Here is a 16,897-nt window from a genome sequence, read left to right as displayed (position 1 = left end):
ACGTGGTCGCCGCGGTCGCTCGGACTCAGATGCGGCCTCGGACCGGTGTCCGTTCGAGCCCGTCCGCGTCGTCCGGCATCGACATCTCCGCCCGCACCCCGAGAAGACGAACCTCGCGATCGGGATCGAGAGCGCCTGCGAGAGTGAGAGCTTCCTCGATGAACTCCTCCCGGTCCTCGGTCGGACCGGCGAGTTTGCGTCCGAGCGTCCTCGTCTCGAAGGGCGCGTATCTCACCTTGAGGTGCACGCGCATGATGGGCCTGCCTTCGGCCGCACAGTCGTCGAAGGCCTGCACGGCGAGCTCCCTGACGGCGGACTGCACCTGGGCGGACGTCGTGAGGTTCTGCTGAAACGTCGTCTCGCGACTGTGACTGCGAGCCACCCAGGGCGTGTCATCGACCACACGCGGCCCGTGACCGGAACCCAGCTCGTGATACCAGACGCCCATCCGGGGACCGAACTCCGCGATGAGCATCTGCTCATCGGCAGCCGCGAGCTCACGGACGGTCGCGATGCCGTGTTTCCCCAGACGCTTCTGCACCTTCGATCCGACGCCCCAGAGGTCCCGCGTCGGCCTGTCTCCCATCACCGCGAACCAGTTCTCCTCGGTGAGCCGGAACACCCCGCGGGGTTTGCCGAACTCGGTCGCGATCTTCGCTCGCACCTTGTTGTCGCCGATGCCGACCGAGCAATGCAGGTCGGTCGCCGCCAGCACCGCCTCTTGCGCCGCCCGCGCCACGCCCTCCGGATCATCCGTCGTCACTCCGAGGAAGCACTCATCCCATCCGATCACTTCGAGCACCACTTCGGGGAGCGCCCGGAGCGCGGCCATCACCTCGCCGGAGGCGACGGCGTATGCCTCATGATCGACCGGCAGGAAGACGGCGTCATCCGGGGCCTTCCGAGCGGCGATCTTCAGCGGCATTCCCGAACCGATGCCGAAGGCCCGCGCCTCATAGGAGGCCGTGGAGACCACGGCGCGCTCGGTCGGATCGCCACGACCGCCGACGATCACCGGGAGACCGGCGAGCTCCGGCCTGCGCAGCACCTCGACCGCCGCGATGAACTGATCCATGTCCACGTGCAGCACCCAGTCGGCCATGCAACGAGTGTGACTGCTGAGCGGCCGGATGTCACCCCAGGGCTATCAGCCGATCGCGGCGCCGATCGCGGTGCAGATCACGGCGAGCAGCGGGAGGGTGCCCTGCATCGCCGCAGCACGAAGCTTGGACCGGTCCGAGAGCACCAGCACGAGCGCTGCGGCGAGCATCATGCCCGTCCCCGCGAAGACCAGCGTCAGCCCGACGGTCGCGGCCCCGACGATCACGAGACCGACCCCGAGCAGCGTCGTCAGCGCGAGGAACAGGTTGTAGAAGCCCTGGTTGAAAGCGAGCTGCTTCATCGTGACGGCGTCCGCCTCACTGGCGACGCCGAAGATCTTCCTGGTCTCCGGGTCGGTCCACCTCAGCGACTCGAGCGCGAAGATGAAGACGTGGAACGCAGCGGCAGCTGCGGCGAGGACGAGACCGACGATGAGCATGGGCTGATTCTCCCGTCCGCGCGGTCCCGGAGCAAGCCGGACTCCGGCAGTGACGCTAGACGAGGAAGATCGGAAGCAGGCCCGGATTGTGCGCGTGCACCAGGACCGCGAACACGACGGCGTCGAAGAGCAGGTGCACGGTGACGACGTAGGCGAGGGAATGAGTGCGGAGGAAGATGTAGCCCTGCAGCAGCGCGAACGGGATCGTCAGCAGCGGACCCCACTCGCGGTAGCCCAGTTCCCACAGGAACGATACGAACACGATCGCCTGCAGGAGGTTCGCCACGAGATCGGGGAAATGACGGCGCAGCAGCGCGAACACGGTGCAGATGAAGAAGAGCTCATCCCAGATGCCGACCGCGCCGACGCCGATGAAGAGCCGCGCGATCAGTTCCGGCGTGTCCACCACCGGCCAGTTCTGATAGACGCCGCTGTTGATGAAGTAGAACGGCAGGATCAGCCAGCCGAGGAACAGCACCGCCACGAGCCAGCCCCACTGCAGCCGCCCCCATCGCCGGTGCGTGCGCCACGGGAAGCTGATCGCGCGATCGCGGAAGGCGAATCGGGAGATGACGTACGGCACCGCGACCGCGCCGCCCAGCGCGAGGGTGAATCGCAACATGGCGAGGTTGTCGAGCTCGGCCGCCAACGGGATGATGCTCACGATCAGCAGCCCGACGGCGATCAGGGAGAGGTCCCTCGTGAGCGACGGGGGTCGGGGCGCGCCGACCACTGCGGCACTCTCCTGCCTCGCCCCGACGGTCACCATCGGCGCTTCCACCGGCCGCATCCGCTCGATCAGCCAGGCGGCGCCGATCCCCAGCGCGAGCAGCAGCCAGCCCAGCCACGGGATCTCCAGCACGAAGAACGCAGGCGCGGCCGCGCACACGAGCAGCGCCGGCATGAAACCCAGCCGCAGCGTGGTGTCGCGCCGCACGTCCGTCACGCGCGGGTCCTGCGCCGGTAGACGAGGTCGCGGATGTCGCGTCCCTTCGCGATGCCCTTGCGTTCGAAGGCCGTCATCACCCGCCCGTCGAAACGCTCGGCCCACTCCCCCTCGAACGCGCGCTCGAACAGCGGTTCCGCGTCGAGCACGTCGCGCATCTGGAGCGCGTAGTCCTCCCAGTCGGTCGCGAGACGCAGCAGACCGCCGTCACGCAGCGCCTTCGCCGCGATGTCACCGAATCCAGGACGCACCAGGCGCCGCTTGGTGTGCTTCTTCTTGTGCCACGGGTCGGGGAAGAAGATCCAGGCCTCGCGCACCGCGCCCTCGGGCAGGTACGACGACAGCACCTCGGGGGCATTGGCTTCGACCACCCGGAGGTTCCGGGCGCCTTCGCGGTCGGCGTCGAGCATCGTCCGCGCAAGACCGGCCCGGAAGACCTCGACGGCGAGGAAGTCGTCCTCGGGGCGCGACGAGGCCGCGGCGACGATGGCGTGTCCCTGACCAGAGCCGATCTCCACGTAGAGGTCGGCCGAGCGCCCGAACTCGGCTGCCGGATCGAGTCTGGCCTCGGGATGCACCGACGTCCACGCGACGTCCCGCGGGACATCGAGCAGATAATGCGGTCCGAGCTCGGAGAAGGCGCGTTCCTGCGCGTCGGACATCCGGCCGCTGCGACGCACGAACGAGACCGGCTCGTCTCGGAAGGTACGGGGTTCGGGCATGATTCCAGGGTAGCCGTCGGCGCCGCCGCTCTCCGGCGCCGCCGGACGATGTCGCGTCAGGCCGCGGGAGTCGTGACGAAATCGATGAGCTCTTCCACGCGCCCGAGCAGGGCGGGCTCGAGATCCCGGTAGGTCGTGACCTTGGAGAGGATGTACTGCCAGGTGCGACCGGTATCGGCCTGCGTCTCGTGGGGCCACCCGAACGCCCGGCAGATCCCGGTCTTCCAGTCGGTGCCACGCGGGATCTCGGGCCACTTCGGAATGCCGAGCGCACGCGGCGTGACGCACTGCCACACGTCGACGAAGGGATGGCCGACGATACGGAGATGACGCCCGTGCGGCCCGCGCTCGACGGCCTCCGCGATCCGCGACTCCTTCGATCCCGGTACGAGGTGGTCCACCAGCACGCCGTAGCGGCGCGTGGCACTCGGCGGTTCCGCGGCGAGCAGCTCATCGAGCATGTCGACGCCCTGGAGGAACTCGACCACCACGCCCTCGACGCGCAGATCGGCTCCCCAGACCTTCTCGACCAGCTCGGCATCGTGCTTGCCCTCGACGAGGATGCGACTCGGCAGGGCGATGCGGGCCCGCTGATCGGCGACGACGAAGGATCCGGATGCGGTGCGCCGCGGACCCTGTGTCTTCGCCGCCGGGACGACGAGCCGAACCGGCGAACCGTCGATGAGGAATCCGCCGCCGAGCGGAAAGAGACGGCGACGTCCGAGGCGGTCCTCGAGTTCCACGGTCCCGCCCTGCACGCGGGTGACCGCACCGCAGAAGCCGTCGTCGGCGACCTCGACGACGAGATCGTTCTCCGCCGCGACCTGCGGCACCTGCTTTGCTCCGCGATCGCGCCAGCCGGCAGCCAGCACGTCCGAGCCGTACATGTCGTCCATGCCTCCCAGCGTATGTGTCTCCGCTGAGGGCGAACGGTGAACCCGCGTCGAGTGCTGTCGCGTGTCGGGCTCTGTGCATAGACTCATGACATGGGGCTCGGCTGCCGGTCGGAGGGAAGACGATGACGAAACGGTGGCTGGCGCTGGCCGCACTCCTGCTGGCCGCGACCGCAGGAGCCCTCTCCGCCTCCGCGGCATCCGCCACCGATCCGCTCACGCTCGACGCCGGGTACGTCACCGATCAGGCGCAGGTCCTGAGCACCGACGACGAGGCGACCGTCGAAGCGCGGCTGCAGGAGCTGACCGACAACTCGAGCGCCGACCTGTTCGTCGTGCTGGTCGACGACTTCACCAACCCCAGCGACAACGCCGAGTGGGCCGACACCGTCGCACAGGAGAACAACCTCGGATCGCAGCAGTACCTTCTGGCGATCGCCGTCGACGGGCGCAGCTTCTACATCTCCGCAGCCTCCGACGGCCCGCTCAGCTTCAGCCAGATCGACAGCATCGAAGACAAGATGGTCCCCTTCGCCGCCGACGGGGACTGGGTGGGGGCCATCACGCTCGCAGCCGATGAGATCCAGGGCGACGGCGGTGCCGGGGCCCTCCGCATCGGACTGATCGTCGTGGCCGTCATTGCAGCAGGTCTGCTCATCTGGCTCGTCGTGGTCCTCGTGCGTCGCTCCCGCCGCAACGCCGAGATCCGCAGGCGCGGCGCGATGCCCGAGAAGCCCGACCCGGCCGATCCGTTCTCCACCCTCACCGATCAGCAGGTCGAGACGCAGGCCGGACTCGCGCTCGTGCAGGCAGACGACGCGATCACCTCCAGCAAGGAGGAGCTCGGCTTCGCCGTCGCCCAGTTCGGTGAAGGAGCGACCGAAGAGTTCACGCGTGCCGTCGAGGTGGCGAAGGCGAAGATCGCCGAGGCCTTCGACCTGAAGCAGAAGCTCGACGACGAGATCGAGGACACGATCCACGACCGCCGGGCCTGGCACATCCGCATCATCCGGATCGCGGACGAGATCGACGACGTGCTCGATGACAACACCGAGGCCTTCGACGCACTCCGCAAGCTCGAGCAGAACGCCCCGCAGGAACTCGAGCGGGTCCGCGCCGAACGTGCGGCCCTCACTCCCGTCCTCGCATCAGCTGCGCCGGCTCTGACCCGGCTCTCCAGCGTCTACGACGCCGCGGCGCTCAGCACGGTCGCTGACAACCCGGCGCAGGCACAGGAGCGCGCCGACCTCGCCGACCGCTCGATCGAGGCCGCAGCGCAGGCGATCGTCGCAGGTCGGTCCGGAGAGGCCGCGTTCGCGATCCGCACGGCCGAACAGTCGGTGGCGCAGGCGGCCCAGCTCGCCCAGGCGGTGACGACCCTCGGCGCAGAGTTGTCGGCGATCGAGACCCAGTCCCAGGCGCTCGTCGCCGAACTGCAGGCAGATCTCGCGGCCGCGCAGCAGCTGCCGGACACGAGCGGCACCATCGCGGCCGCTGCCTCCGCGACCGCTCAGCAGCTCCAACTCGCGCAGGCCGACCTCGCGAGCTCCGCTCGGAACCCGCAGCGCGTGCTCGAGGCGCTCACGGCGGCGAACGCCCAGATCGATGCCGCGATAGCCCAGGGGCGCGAGAGCGTGGAACGATCGCGTCGCGTCCAGCAGATGCTGGAGCAGACTCTCGCGCAGGCGAACTCCGAGATCCGCGCGGCCCGCGAGTTCATCGAGACCCGACGCGGCACGGTCGGCTCCACCGCCAGGACGCGTCTCGCCAATGCAGAGGCGAGCCTGACCCAGGCACTGAACCTGCGCGCCTCCGACCCGGACGCCGCGTTGGCGGAGGCGAATCGCTCTCTCGCTCTCGCGGGCCAGGCGACCTCCGCCGCGCAATCCGATGTCCAGGCGTACAACTCTCCCGGCTACGAGCAGGGCGGCTGGGGCGGCCCCTTCGGCGGTTCCGGCTCGTCGTCGGGTGGTTCCGGGCTCGGCGGGGACATCCTCGGCGGAATCATCGGCGGACTGCTCGCCGGCGGTGGCGGGGGCGGCAGCTCATCGCGGCGCAGCGGCAGCAGCGGCTGGCGTTCTTCCGGCGGCGGCGGATTCCGCAGCTCGGGCTTCGGCGGCGGCGGGGGCTCCCGCGGCGGCGGCCGTAGCGGCCGATCGGGAGGTAGACGCTTCTGATCCGCTCCACAGACATTTACGCCAAGCTCTCGAAGACGCCCTCTGAAAGGAACCACGCATGACCAAGCAGTCCATCTTCGGACGTATCTCGACCCTCGTCCGCGCGAACATCAACTCCCTCCTGGACTCCGCGGAAGACCCGCAGAAGATGATCGACCAGCTCGTTCGCGACTACACGAACAGCATCGCCGACGCCGAGTCCGCGATCGCCGAGACCATCGGCAACCTGCGACTCCTCGAGCGCGACCACGAGGAAGACGTCCAGGCGGCGACCGAGTGGGGCAACAAGGCACTCGCCGCCAGCCGCAAGGCCGATGAGATGCGCAAGAGCGGCGACGTCACGGATGCCGACAAGTTCGACAACCTCGCCAAGATCGCCCTCCAGCGCCAGATCAGCGCCGAGCGCGAGGCGACCGGCGCAGAGCCGCAGATCGCCGCCCAGACCGAGATCGTCGACAAGCTCAAGAGCGGCCTCAACGGCATGAAGGACAAGCTCGTCGAGCTCAAGAACAAGCGCAGCGAGCTCCTCGCGCGCGCCAAGGTCGCCGAGGCGCAGACCAAGGTCCAGGACGCGGTCGGCTCGATCAACGTGCTCGACCCCACCAGCGAGCTGGGTCGTTTCGAAGACAAGGTGCGTCGCCAGGAGGCCATCGCTCAGGGCAAGATCGAGCTCGCGGCATCGAGCCTCGATGCGCAGTTCGAGAGCCTGGAAGACCTCGGCGAGCTGACCGAGGTCGAGGCACGACTCGCCGAGCTCAAGGCCGGCGGCAGCGCTCCCCGTCAGGCCATCGAAGGCAACTGACACGACCAGCGGATGCTCCGGGCTGCGCGCCCGGAGCATCCGCGCTTCTGTTTCGGAGGCACCCATGGTGCGATTCCTCGTCATCCCGCAGTGGCAGGGCTCTCCCGCGCCGCGCGCGATGCTCCTCGTCGACGGCGCCTCGGCGATCGCCGGAGATCTGCCGCGTGCCGCCACCACCGTGCTGGACGTCCCGGTCGAGGCGGGTGAGTCGCTGGGAACCGGGGTACGACGGCTGAGCGCATTGCTGCAGACGCGCGAGCTCGTGCACGGGCACATCGACACCGGCACGGTCGTGATCGGGGGCGACTGCAGTGTCACCGTCGCCGCGCTCGATGCGCTTCCGGGCGGCACGGCTGATCTCGCCGTGGTGTGGTGCGATGCGCACGCCGACATGCACACCCCGGAGACCTCGCCGTCCGGTGCGTTCTCCGGAATGGCGCTTCGTGCACTGCTCGGCGAAGGCGAGGAACAGCTCGTGCTCTCCCCCGCCCTCCCTTCGAACCGGGTGATCACCGTCGGCGTCCGCAACCTCGACGACGCCGAGGTCGCACAGCTCGACCCGCTCACCAATCTCTCGGTTACCGACCTCGAGCGCCCCGATGCGCTGCTCGAGGCGGTGCGCGCGACCGGAGCGTCACGCGTCTGGGTGCACATCGACGTGGACGTGCTCGATCCCTCCGACTTCGCCGGGGTGTCCTCATCGGTGCCGTTCGGCCTGTCCCCTGCTGCCCTGAGCACCGCCATCCGCGCACTGCGCTCCGAGGTACCGCTGGCAGGGGCGACGATCGCCGGGTTCGCACCGCGATCTCCGGCAGACGCGGTGGACGACCTCGGCGCGCTGCTCCGGCTCGTCGGAGCAGTCGCATGAGCGGCGCACACGAGTGGCGTCCTGCCGCCGAGGAAGCTCTCGCCCGCGGGCGGCGTTTCGACCGCCGCCTCCCCTCCGTCCTGCTGCGGTCCCCGATCAGTCGCCTCGGCTACGCCTGGGGCACCGCGGTGGGCTGGGTCTGGGGCTCTCTGTGGAGCACGGGAGAGGTCGAACGACGAGCGGGGCTCTGGATCTTCCAGGGCATGCCGAAGTGGACCTTCAATCGCGGCGGCGTGTGCGTCGGCGGCTGCTTCCTGACCGGTGACACGCGCCCCACCGACGCCGTGCTCCGCCATGAGGCCGTGCACAAGGCGCAGTGGCTCCGCTACGGCTTTCTGATGCCGGTGCTTTACCTGTTCGCAGGACGCGATCCGCTGCGCAACCGCTTCGAGATCGAGGCCGGACTGGAAGACGGCAACTACGTGCGCCGCCCTCGCTGAGAAATCAGAGGTCGATCGGCAGCAGACCGAAACGCTCCGGCGTGCGGATGAGAGCGGGCGAGACGTCCAGCGAGCCGGTCAGATGCTCGACGATGTCCGCCGTGCCCAGGTAGCCCCCGAGAAGGGTGACGCGGGTCTCGATCTCGTCGTCGCACATCATCTCGTCGGCCCATGCACAGGTCGCCCGCGCCAGAGCCTGGCCCGGCGCGCACGCACGGCCGCTTCCCGGGACACCGGAACGCTGCTCGCGAGCGAGCCAGGTGACGGTCATCCGGCCGGGAGCCTCGATCACACCGATGTCGGCGATCTCGGGAACCTCGATGAAGATGCGGCCGGAGGCGCACAGCGGGAGCGTCGTCAGGAAGACCTCGAGCTCGGTGAGCGACTGCTCGTCCGCCGTCACCAGGTGGTGCGCGCGCTGACGTGCCGCGCGACGTTCGGCGCGCGTGCTGCGAGTCTCGAGCGAGGTGTCCATGGTGACTCCATCGTACACCAAGTGAAGGCTTGCCTAACCTTGCCTTCCGACCGCGATATCCGCCGGCGAGGCGATCAGGAATCCGACTCGACGAGCGCGGCAGTGAGCGCGGTGAGCTCTGCTTCCGTCATCCCCTTCGCACGGAGGTATCCGGCGGCCGAACCCCAGCGCTCATCGACCTGTTCCAGCAGGCGGCGCATGACGGGCGCCGGCGACTGCGTCGCGAGGGCCACCGCATGCACGGCCTCGGGGTGCTGCGTGCGCAGATACTCGGCGACCCGCTGGGATCGCTGCGCGGGCAGCTGCGACTCGGTGAGCGCGTAGTCGGCGATCACGGCTTCGCGATCGGCGCCCACCGCAGACAGCGCGAGCGCGATGGTCACGCCGGTCCGATCTTTGCCGACCGTGCAATGCACGAGAGTGCGCTCCCCCGCTGCGATGACGCGGATGGCGTCGACCAGCCGCTCCCCGCTCTCCTCGAGCAGGTGAAGGTAGAGCTCGTCGAGGCTGGTGTCCGCCTCGAAGAACGACCGAACCGAGCCCAGGAACAGAGGGAGGTGCGTGGTGTCGGGGCCTTCGATCTCAGAGGGCTCCGCCGCGACCTCCTCACCGTCGCGAAGGTCGACGATGTGCTGCACACTCGCGCGCAGCATCGCGATCCCGTCCGTCGTCGCACCGGAGAGCTGCCCCGACCGCAGCAGGACACCGGAGCGGATGCGGCCGCCCGCAGCCGGGATGCCACCGACGTCGCGGACGTTCGAGACGCCGCCGACGTCGAGGATCGTCATGCCTGCGCCTGCGGTGCCCGAGCGGGCACGGGGTACCGGCCGGCGATCACGATCCGGTTGAACGCGTTGATGGAGACGCACGCCCAGCTCAGTGCGGCGTACTCCTTCTCGGTGAACACCCCGCCGACGAGGTCGTACACCTCGTCGGAGATGCCGTCCTCGGCGATGAACGTGAAAGCCTCTGCGAGCTCGAGCGCCGCGCGCTCCCGCTCACTGAAGACCCCGCTCTCCCGCCAGGTGGGGATCTGCGTGAGCGTGTCGGTGTCGATACCGGCGGCGACGGCTCGGTCGACGTGGATGCGGGCGCAGTACGCGCATCCGTTCAGCTGGGAGCAGTGAATCATGACGATCTCTTTGAGCCGATCGTCGATGCCGTTCGCTGCGCAGATCTGCCCGACCGTCTTCGAGAATGCGTCGAGCGCCTGGTAGGCGGCAGGCTCGGTCTTGGACAGGTGCACACGCGTCTCGCTCATGTCTCCATGATATTCGCCCCGCCCCCGAGTAGCCCGGAGAGCAACCCCGCCGCCGAAATGCAGATAGACCAGCGATGCTCTCGAAAAGCTCGCATTATGTTCACTTGTTACGGCGTAATACCTGTCGTTACGCTCGCGCATTTCTCTCGCGTCGCGATGAGGGCGCAGAATATGGACGTGGCGATCGACATCAGCGAGTTCAGCTATCTTCCCGCACAGGCCGATGCGCTCGGCGTCCCGCTCCCCCAAGTGGAGCGCCTCACACTCCCCCTCGCGGATGGGCGCACCCTGAGCGCACTCCGATTCGGAACCGATGCCCCCCGGGTCACCCTGCTGCACGGCGCCGGCCTGAACGCGCACACCTGGGACACGACCGCCCTGGCGCTGCAGCAGCCTCTGCTCGCGATCGATCTCGCGGGACACGGCGACTCCGCCTGGCGCGACGACGTCGACTACACGCCCCGTACCCTCGCCGGCGATGTCGCGGCAGCGCTCGACGCCTGGGCGACGCAGCCTCAGATCGTCGTCGGCCAGTCCCTCGGCGGGCTCACCGGTGCCGCTCTCGCTGCCTCTCGACCCGACCTCGTGTCCGAGCTCATCATCGTCGACATCACGCCCGGCATCGACGTGACGGCGGGCCCGGCCGCGCTGCGCGAGTTCTATGCGGGGCCGACGGACTTCGCCTCCCGCGATGAACTCGTCGACAAGGCCATGTCGCTCGGCTTCGGCGGCACGCGCCCGGAGACCGAGCGCGGCGTCTTCCTCAACACGCGCGTGCGCGCGGACGGGCGCGTGGAATGGAAGCACCACTTCGCGCATCTCGCCGCTCAGGCGCTCGCCGCTCACGACCCCGGCTCGGCGGCGGCCCCGTCCGTCCTGCACGAGACCGGATGGGACGACCTGGCGGGGGTGCGCGCCCCCGTCACCCTGGTTCGAGCCGCACGCGGTTTCGTCAGCGAGACGGATGCCGACGAACTGCAGCGCCGCGTGCCCGCAGCCCGGCTGGTCGTCCTCGACGCGACGCACAACGTGCAGGAGACAGCGCCCGTGCCGCTGGCCGCACTCATCGACTCGACCTCGCCGGCTCGCGGAATATGACGTTCCGTGCCACACCCGACCCGCACCCCGCCACGCATCTCTAGGCTCGATCCAACGGCACACAGCACCTGCCGCACCGAGAGGAAACGCCCATGTTCCGACGTACCCGACGTCTCGCGCTGATATCCGCGCTCGCGGCCACCGCCGTGATCCTCAGCGCCTGCTCCGGCGCTCCCGACCAGGAGCCGTCGAACTCGCCGAGCGCCCCCGACCCGGACGCCACCCTCCATGTCGGTCTCGTCCTCGAGCCGACCAACCTCGACATCCGGCACACCAGCGGCGCCGCCCTCGAGCAGATCCTCATCGACAACATCTACGAGGGCCTCGTCACGCGCACCCAGGAGAACGAGATCGAGGGCCGCCTCGCCTCGGACTACGAGGTCTCGTCGGACGGCCTCACCTACACGTTCACCCTCGAGGACGGGATCGTCTTCCACGACGGCACCCCACTGACGTCCGCCGACGTCGTCTCCTCGTACGAGACGGTGCGCACGGATGCCACCGTGCAGGGCAACGCCGAGTTCGCCGCCGTCGCGTCGATCACGGCACCGGACGCCACGACGGTCGAGATCGTGCTCTCCGAGCCGAACCAGAACTTCCTGTTCGCGCTGACCGGCCCCGCCGGTCTCGTGTTCAAGACCGGCGACACCACCGATCTCAAGACGGCGGAGAACGGCACCGGCCCGTTCACGCTCACGCGCTGGAACAAGGGCAGCACCATCACGTTCGCCCGCAACGACGCCTACTGGGGTGAGAAGGCCGGCGTGGCACAGGTCGAGTTCCAGTACATCCCCGACTTCACCGCGGGCGTCAACGCCGCCATCGCCGGCGACGTCGACGTGCTGACCGCGGTCGACCCGAACCTCGCCCCGCAGCTCGAGGACTCCGGCGAGTTCGACCTCACCAAGGGGCGCACGACCGACAAGGCCACGCTGGCCTTCAACAACAAGAAGGCTCCCCTGGACGACGTCCGCGTGCGCGAAGCGCTGCGACTCGCGATCGACCACGAGGCGCTCATCGAGGCCGTCGGCGCGGGTACTCCCCTGTACGGACCGATCCCTGAGCTCGACCCGGGCTACGAAGACCTGTCCGACGTCATCTCCTACGATCCGGAGAAGGCCAAGGACCTGCTCGCCGAAGCCGGCCAGGAGGACCTGGAGCTGACGCTCACGATCCCCTCGTTCTACGGCACGACGGTTCCGAAGGTCCTGATCTCCGACTTCGCGAAGGTCGGCGTGACGCTCGACGTCGACTCGGTCGAGTTCGCCGCCTGGCTCGAGGACGTGTACACGAACCACGACTACGACCTCAGCTTCGTGCTGCATGTCGAGCCGCGCGACTTCGGCAACTTCGCGAACCCCGACTACTACTTCGGCTACGACAACGCCGAAGTCCAGGACCTGTACGCGAAGGCGCTGGAGGAGGTCGACCCGGACAAGTCCGCCGAACTCCTCGCACAGGCCGCGCGCATCGTGTCGGAGGAGCACGCCGCCGACTGGCTGTACAACGGCGAGACCATCACGGCCGTGAGCCCGATCGTCACGGGCTTCCCGGAGGACTCGATCAACTCGCGCATCAACCTGGCCGGCGTCACCGTATCCGCCGAGAAGTAGCGAGCGGTCACCCCGTCGTGATCCGCTATGCGCTCGTCCGAGGAGCCCTGCTCATCGCAGGGCTCCTCGTGTCGAGCGTGCTCATATTCCTGACGCTGCGCGTCTTCCCCGGCGACGTCGCCCAGCTCATCGCCGGCACGCAGGCGTCGCCCGCCGAGGTCGACGCCCTGCGGGAATCGCTCGGACTCAACCGCCCGCTCCCCGCGCAGTACGCCGACTGGATCGGCGGGATCTTCCGCGGAGACCTGGGCACCTCGCTGCTGTCCGGTGCATCGGTCGGCGAGGAGCTGTTCCTCAAGGCGCAGGTCACCGTCCCGCTCGGCATCATGGCGCTCCTCATCGCGGTGCTCATCGCCGTTCCCTTCGGCATCCTCGCAGCCCTCCTGCGCAATCGACGCGGAGGCACGGCGCTCAGCGTCGGGGCGCAGACCTTGGCCGCCGTCCCCGTCGTCTGGGCCGGGATGATGCTCATCGTCGTGTTCTCCGTCTGGCTGGGATGGCTGCCGCCACAGGGGTTCCCCCGGACGGGATGGTCCACGCCGGGCAAGGCGATCGAATCCCTGCTCCTCCCCGCCTTGACGATCGGCATCGTCGAGGGTGCGATGCTGATGCGCTTCGTACGCAGCGCGACCCTGCAGGCGGCGGGACAGGACTTCGTCCGCACAGCCGCCTCGAAGGGGCTCACGCGAACCCGCGCGCTGATCCAGCACGGCATCCCCGCGGTCGGGTTGTCGATCATCACCGTGCTCGGCCTACAGGTCGCCGGGATCATCGTCGGCTCGGTCGTGATCGAGCAGCTGTTCACCCTTCCCGGCATCGGGCGGATGCTCGTCGCCGACGTCGGCACACGCGACCTCATCAAAGTGCAGAGCGAGCTTCTCGTGTTGACCGGCTTCGTCCTCGTCGTCGGCTTCCTCGTCGACCTGCTGCACCGTGCGATCGACCCCCGACAGCGGGAGGCCGCATGACTCCGCGCTGGCTCAGCAGGCTCTGGGGCACTCCGACGGGACGCTTCGGGATCGTCGTCGTCGCGGTGATCGCGGTCACCGCTCTCGTGTCGCTGTTCTGGACCCCGTTCGACCCGCAGTCATCGAACATCGGCGACCGCTGGCTTCCGCCGAGCTGGCCGCACCTCCTCGGCACCGACGACACCGGCCGCGACATCCTGAGCCTGCTCATGGCGGGAGCGCGGACCACCGTCTTCGTCAGCGTCGGTGCCGGTGTCGTGGCCACCGTGGTCGGCATCGCCCTCGCAGCCTTGGGAGCACTCACCGCACGATGGATGCGGGAGACGGTCGCGGTGCTCGTCGACATCCTGATCGCGTTCCCGGTGCTGCTGATCGCGATGATGATCTCCTCCGTCTGGGGTGGCTCGCTGTGGGTCGTGATCTGGGCCGTGGGCATCGGCTTCGGGGTCAACATCGCGAGAGTCACCCGCCCGGAACTGCGCCGGGTGCAGCAGAGCGACTTCGTGCTCGCCGCCCGCGCTTCGGGGCTGACGCCCACGCAGAGCCTCGTGCGCCATCTCCTTCCGAACGTCGCCCCGGTCTTCATCGTGCAGCTGTCCTGGTCGATGGCCGTTGCCGTTCTCGCGGAAGCCGGGCTGTCGTACCTCGGGTTCGGCGCCTCGGTCGTCGAGCCCAGCTGGGGGCTGCTGCTCGCCGATCTGCAGCGCTACATCGGAGTGCATCCGCTGTCGGTGATCTGGCCCGGCCTCACGATCACGGTCACGGTGCTCGCCCTGAACCTGCTCGGCGACGGACTGCGTGAGGCCACCGACCCGACGCTGCGTCACCGCGCCGCAGAGATCCACACACCGGGGGTGGTCGCATGAGTCTCTCCGTGCAGGACCTCGTGATCGAGATCGACGGACGTCGAGTCGTCGACGGCATCTCGTTCGAGGTGGCGGACGGCGCGCGACTCGGACTGATCGGCGAATCCGGCTCGGGCAAGTCGCTCACCGCGCTCGCCGTGCTGGGTCTTCTCCCCGATGGTGCGACCGCGAGCGGCAGCATCCGGTGGAACGGCACCGAGCTGATCGGGATGCCCGATCGCGAGCTCGCCGGTCTCCGCGGCGATGACATCGGGATCGTGTTCCAGGAGCCGCGCACCGCGCTGAATCCGATCCGCACCGTGGGGCGTCAGATCGCGGAGTCGATCCGCATCCACGAAGGGCTCGGTCGTCGCGACGCCCGAGCCCGCGCGATCGCGGAGGCGGCGCGGGTACGACTGCCCGATCCCGAGTCCATCGTGGACCGCTACCCGCATCAGCTGTCCGGCGGCCAGCGGCAGCGCGTCGCGATCGCGATGGCCCTCGCCTGCCGTCCGCGACTGCTCATCGCCGACGAGCCGACGACCGCGCTCGACGTCACGATCCAGGCCGAGATCCTCTCGCTGCTGCTCTCCCTCGTCGCCGACGAGGGGATGTCGCTCGTCTTCATCACCCACGACCTCGCCGTCCTCGCGCAGGTCGCGACCGAGGGCGTCGTGCTCGAGCACGGGCGGGTCGTGGAGGCCGCCCCCGTGTCGACCCTCCTGACCGCGCCGAGCTCTCCGATCACCCAGGGTCTGCTGCGCGATGCGACAGCGACGCTCTGGCGGCCGGAAGGCGGCGCCGCATGACTCTGATCGAAGCCCGTGGACTCGGACGGGAGTTCTTCGTCCCGAAGCGCTCGACCTTCGAGCGCTCCCGGACGCAGACCGCACTCGCACCGACCGATCTCGACATCGTCGAGGGGTCATCCGTCGGCATCATCGGGGAATCAGGATCCGGGAAGTCGACGCTGGTGCGACTGCTGCTCGGACTCGACAGGCCGACCACCGGCACCGTGACCGTCGACGGGCGGCCGGTGGATGCGGCCGCCTCCGCGAGGTCCCTGCACTGGCTGCGCCGCGAGACCGGGTTGGTGTTCCAGGACCCCTACGCCTCCCTCGACCCGCGCATGACGGCGGGTCAGATCGTTCGTGAACCGCTGTGGGCGCTGGGCATCCCCGGCGACCATCGGGAGCGGGTTCGCGAGGTGCTGGCGCAGGTCGGGCTCGAACCCGAGATGGGCGACCGCTACCCGCACGAGTTCTCCGGTGGGCAGCGACAGCGCGTCGCGCTCGCGAGGGCGATCGTGCACCGACCGCGGATCCTGGTCGGCGACGAGCCGCTCTCCGCGCTCGACGTGACGGTTCGCGCGCAGATCCTGGATCTGCTGATCGAGCTGCGCCGGAGCACCGACCTCACCCTGGTGCTCGTGTCGCACGACATCGGCGTGGTGCAGAACCTGTGCGATACCGTCGTCGTGATGAAGGACGGCCGGATCGTCGAGCGCGGAACGACGGCAGACGTGCTGCTGCATCCGACCCACGAGTATACGAAGGCGCTCCTCGCGGCGATCCCCGTCATTCCCGGCGCTTCCGGTCCTTGAAAACGGCGCGACACGGCTCACGCCGCCCCGTCAGCGGCCGCCGAACAGACTCCGGCGTCGTCGCCCTGTCGGGCGCAGCACCCGACGCATGTAGACGGTGCCCAGGTCGCGGCCGAACTTGTGCCCGACGCGGCCCATGCGCCCCGCCTCGACGAAGCCGAGCTTCTCGTGAAGCCGGATCGATGCCTCGGCGCCGCTGTCGCTGATGACAGCGACCATCTCGCGCAGACCGATCTGCTCGCAGGCGTCGATGAGGGTCTGCAACAGCGCTCCGCCGAGCCCCTTCCCGCCGGCCCCCGGCCCCAGATAGATCGAGTCCTCGACCGTGTACTTGTAGGCGTTCTTGCCTGCCCACGGCTGCGCGAGCGCGTATCCGATCACCACCCCCGCCGGCGACACCGCGACGAGGAAGGGCAGCTCCAGGCGGGTCAGCAGCGCGTACTTCTCGCGCCAGTACGGAATGCTGCTGCGCCGCTCATCGAGTGTCACGGCGGAGTTGCTCACGAAGTGGTTGTAGATCTCCCGTACATGAGGCAGGTCGTTGGGCCGGGCGGCACGGATCGTGAAGGAGAAGATCTCGGGGGCGATCTCGGGTCGCAGATGGCGCGGCAGCACGCGACGTCGGTCCCCCGGTTCGAACTGCATG

The 16,897-nt window shown here is 68.9% G+C and carries 19 protein-coding genes; 10 read left to right on the top strand and 9 right to left on the bottom strand.

From position 1 onward, the window contains the following. Positions 1–25: 25 nt before the first annotated feature. Genes CQ045_RS01310 through CQ045_RS01290 form a run of 5 tightly spaced genes read right to left on the bottom strand, consistent with a single transcriptional unit; the run spans position 26 to position 4,104 of the window. Positions 26–1,102 (bottom strand): DNA polymerase IV, encoded by a 1,077-nt coding sequence (locus tag CQ045_RS01310; protein ID WP_105720896.1) that lies wholly within the window; start codon positions 1,100–1,102, stop codon positions 26–28. Positions 1,103–1,147: 45 nt separating this feature from the next. Continuing rightward, positions 1,148–1,540 carry a DUF1304 domain-containing protein gene (locus CQ045_RS01305; protein ID WP_105720895.1) on the bottom strand — a complete coding sequence of 131 codons (393 nt, stop codon included), beginning with the start codon at positions 1,538–1,540 and terminating at the stop codon, positions 1,148–1,150. A 55-nt stretch (positions 1,541–1,595) separates the two neighbouring features. Continuing rightward, positions 1,596–2,444 (bottom strand): CPBP family intramembrane glutamic endopeptidase, encoded by an 849-nt coding sequence (locus tag CQ045_RS01300; RefSeq protein WP_105721331.1) that lies wholly within the window; start codon positions 2,442–2,444, stop codon positions 1,596–1,598. Between the two features lie 38 nt (positions 2,445–2,482). Continuing rightward, positions 2,483–3,208, bottom strand: a complete 726-nt coding sequence (gene trmB, locus CQ045_RS01295) for a tRNA (guanosine(46)-N7)-methyltransferase TrmB (RefSeq protein WP_105720894.1) — start codon at positions 3,206–3,208, stop codon at positions 2,483–2,485. A 56-nt stretch (positions 3,209–3,264) separates the two neighbouring features. After that, the gene (locus CQ045_RS01290) at positions 3,265–4,104 is read right to left on the bottom strand and encodes a DUF3097 domain-containing protein (protein WP_105720893.1); all 840 of its coding nucleotides are present in this window, start codon (positions 4,102–4,104) and stop codon (positions 3,265–3,267) included. Positions 4,105–4,226: 122 nt separating this feature from the next. Between CQ045_RS01290 and CQ045_RS01285 the strand changes: the two genes are divergently transcribed. From CQ045_RS01285 to CQ045_RS01270, 4 genes are all read left to right on the top strand, one after another. Next, positions 4,227–6,278, top strand: a complete 2,052-nt coding sequence (locus CQ045_RS01285) for a TPM domain-containing protein (protein ID WP_105720892.1) — start codon at positions 4,227–4,229, stop codon at positions 6,276–6,278. A gap of 58 nt (positions 6,279–6,336) precedes the next feature. Further along, entirely contained in the window at positions 6,337–7,080 is a 744-nt protein-coding gene (locus CQ045_RS01280; RefSeq protein WP_105720891.1) for a PspA/IM30 family protein, read from the top strand. Between the two features lie 64 nt (positions 7,081–7,144). Further along, entirely contained in the window at positions 7,145–7,948 is an 804-nt protein-coding gene (locus tag CQ045_RS01275; protein WP_105720890.1) for an arginase family protein, read from the top strand. Continuing rightward, on the top strand, positions 7,945–8,388 hold the full coding sequence (locus CQ045_RS01270) for a Fe-S oxidoreductase (protein ID WP_105720889.1): 444 nt from the start codon (positions 7,945–7,947) through the stop codon (positions 8,386–8,388). Before CQ045_RS01275 ends, CQ045_RS01270 begins: the two co-directional genes overlap by 4 nt. 4 nt (positions 8,389–8,392) lie before the next feature. Here the strand turns inward: CQ045_RS01270 and CQ045_RS01265 are convergent, their stop codons facing one another. The 3 genes from CQ045_RS01265 to CQ045_RS01255 form a co-directional block, all read right to left on the bottom strand. Further along, positions 8,393–8,863 (bottom strand): SIP domain-containing protein, encoded by a 471-nt coding sequence (locus tag CQ045_RS01265; protein ID WP_105720888.1) that lies wholly within the window; start codon positions 8,861–8,863, stop codon positions 8,393–8,395. A 74-nt stretch (positions 8,864–8,937) separates the two neighbouring features. After that, positions 8,938–9,651 carry a tyrosine-protein phosphatase gene (locus CQ045_RS01260; RefSeq protein WP_105720887.1) on the bottom strand — a complete coding sequence of 238 codons (714 nt, stop codon included), beginning with the start codon at positions 9,649–9,651 and terminating at the stop codon, positions 8,938–8,940. Then, positions 9,648–10,124, bottom strand: coding sequence for a carboxymuconolactone decarboxylase family protein (locus tag CQ045_RS01255; RefSeq protein WP_105720886.1), 477 nt, complete (start codon positions 10,122–10,124; stop codon positions 9,648–9,650). The genes CQ045_RS01260 and CQ045_RS01255 overlap by 4 nt, the downstream gene beginning before the upstream one ends. A 171-nt stretch (positions 10,125–10,295) precedes the next feature. Between CQ045_RS01255 and CQ045_RS01250 the strand changes: the two genes are divergently transcribed. From CQ045_RS01250 to CQ045_RS01225, 6 genes are all read left to right on the top strand, one after another. Continuing rightward, entirely contained in the window at positions 10,296–11,222 is a 927-nt protein-coding gene (locus CQ045_RS01250) for an alpha/beta fold hydrolase (protein WP_105720885.1), read from the top strand. A gap of 92 nt (positions 11,223–11,314) precedes the next feature. Beyond that, the gene (locus tag CQ045_RS01245; protein WP_105720884.1) at positions 11,315–12,835 is read left to right on the top strand and encodes an ABC transporter substrate-binding protein; all 1,521 of its coding nucleotides are present in this window, start codon (positions 11,315–11,317) and stop codon (positions 12,833–12,835) included. A 17-nt stretch (positions 12,836–12,852) separates the two neighbouring features. Then, a complete protein-coding gene (locus tag CQ045_RS01240; RefSeq protein WP_105720883.1) occupies positions 12,853–13,803 on the top strand; it encodes an ABC transporter permease in 951 nt (316 codons plus the stop codon). Beyond that, on the top strand, positions 13,800–14,669 hold the full coding sequence (locus CQ045_RS01235) for an ABC transporter permease (RefSeq protein ID WP_105720882.1): 870 nt from the start codon (positions 13,800–13,802) through the stop codon (positions 14,667–14,669). The genes CQ045_RS01240 and CQ045_RS01235 overlap by 4 nt, the downstream gene beginning before the upstream one ends. Then, positions 14,666–15,457, top strand: a complete 792-nt coding sequence (locus CQ045_RS01230) for an ABC transporter ATP-binding protein (RefSeq protein ID WP_105720881.1) — start codon at positions 14,666–14,668, stop codon at positions 15,455–15,457. The genes CQ045_RS01235 and CQ045_RS01230 overlap by 4 nt, the downstream gene beginning before the upstream one ends. Then, positions 15,454–16,251: an ABC transporter ATP-binding protein gene (locus CQ045_RS01225; protein WP_105720880.1), complete on the top strand. Its 798-nt coding sequence runs from the start codon at positions 15,454–15,456 to the stop codon at positions 16,249–16,251. Before CQ045_RS01230 ends, CQ045_RS01225 begins: the two co-directional genes overlap by 4 nt. A 30-nt stretch (positions 16,252–16,281) precedes the next feature. Here CQ045_RS01225 and CQ045_RS01220 read toward each other — a convergent pair whose 3' ends face one another. Further along, the gene (locus CQ045_RS01220) at positions 16,282–16,896 is read right to left on the bottom strand and encodes a GNAT family N-acetyltransferase (protein WP_105720879.1); all 615 of its coding nucleotides are present in this window, start codon (positions 16,894–16,896) and stop codon (positions 16,282–16,284) included. Position 16,897 lies beyond the last annotated feature (1 nt).

Source organism: Microbacterium sp. MYb66, assembly GCF_002979435.1.
Classification (GTDB): Bacteria; Actinomycetota; Actinomycetes; order Actinomycetales; family Microbacteriaceae; genus Microbacterium.
This window is presented reverse-complemented; position numbering and strand designations above follow the sequence as displayed.

What these genes read in the sequence shown, in the direction of transcription:
- CQ045_RS01280 (WP_105720891.1), top strand. Translation starts at nt 6,337, where the DNA reads ATGACCAAGCAGTCCATCTTCGGACGTATCTCGACCCTCGTCCGCGCG.
- CQ045_RS01270 (WP_105720889.1), top strand. Translation starts at nt 7,945, where the DNA reads ATGAGCGGCGCACACGAGTGGCGTCCTGCCGCCGAGGAAGCTCTCGCC.
- CQ045_RS01290 (WP_105720893.1), bottom strand. Translation starts at nt 4,104, where the DNA reads ATGGACGACATGTACGGCTCGGACGTGCTGGCTGCCGGCTGGCGCGAT.
- CQ045_RS01225 (WP_105720880.1), top strand. Translation starts at nt 15,454, where the DNA reads ATGACTCTGATCGAAGCCCGTGGACTCGGACGGGAGTTCTTCGTCCCG.
- CQ045_RS01220 (WP_105720879.1), bottom strand. Translation starts at nt 16,896, where the DNA reads ATGCAGTTCGAACCGGGGGACCGACGTCGCGTGCTGCCGCGCCATCTG.
- CQ045_RS01300 (WP_105721331.1), bottom strand. Translation starts at nt 2,444, where the DNA reads ATGCCGGCGCTGCTCGTGTGCGCGGCCGCGCCTGCGTTCTTCGTGCTG.
- CQ045_RS01265 (WP_105720888.1), bottom strand. Translation starts at nt 8,863, where the DNA reads ATGGACACCTCGCTCGAGACTCGCAGCACGCGCGCCGAACGTCGCGCG.
- CQ045_RS01260 (WP_105720887.1), bottom strand. Translation starts at nt 9,651, where the DNA reads ATGACGATCCTCGACGTCGGCGGCGTCTCGAACGTCCGCGACGTCGGT.
- CQ045_RS01230 (WP_105720881.1), top strand. Translation starts at nt 14,666, where the DNA reads ATGAGTCTCTCCGTGCAGGACCTCGTGATCGAGATCGACGGACGTCGA.
- CQ045_RS01285 (WP_105720892.1), top strand. Translation starts at nt 4,227, where the DNA reads ATGACGAAACGGTGGCTGGCGCTGGCCGCACTCCTGCTGGCCGCGACC.
- CQ045_RS01275 (WP_105720890.1), top strand. Translation starts at nt 7,145, where the DNA reads ATGGTGCGATTCCTCGTCATCCCGCAGTGGCAGGGCTCTCCCGCGCCG.
- CQ045_RS01310 (WP_105720896.1), bottom strand. Translation starts at nt 1,102, where the DNA reads ATGGCCGACTGGGTGCTGCACGTGGACATGGATCAGTTCATCGCGGCG.
- trmB (WP_105720894.1), bottom strand. Translation starts at nt 3,208, where the DNA reads ATGCCCGAACCCCGTACCTTCCGAGACGAGCCGGTCTCGTTCGTGCGT.
- CQ045_RS01255 (WP_105720886.1), bottom strand. Translation starts at nt 10,124, where the DNA reads ATGAGCGAGACGCGTGTGCACCTGTCCAAGACCGAGCCTGCCGCCTAC.
- CQ045_RS01305 (WP_105720895.1), bottom strand. Translation starts at nt 1,540, where the DNA reads ATGCTCATCGTCGGTCTCGTCCTCGCCGCAGCTGCCGCTGCGTTCCAC.
- CQ045_RS01250 (WP_105720885.1), top strand. Translation starts at nt 10,296, where the DNA reads ATGGACGTGGCGATCGACATCAGCGAGTTCAGCTATCTTCCCGCACAG.
- CQ045_RS01245 (WP_105720884.1), top strand. Translation starts at nt 11,315, where the DNA reads ATGTTCCGACGTACCCGACGTCTCGCGCTGATATCCGCGCTCGCGGCC.
- CQ045_RS01235 (WP_105720882.1), top strand. Translation starts at nt 13,800, where the DNA reads ATGACTCCGCGCTGGCTCAGCAGGCTCTGGGGCACTCCGACGGGACGC.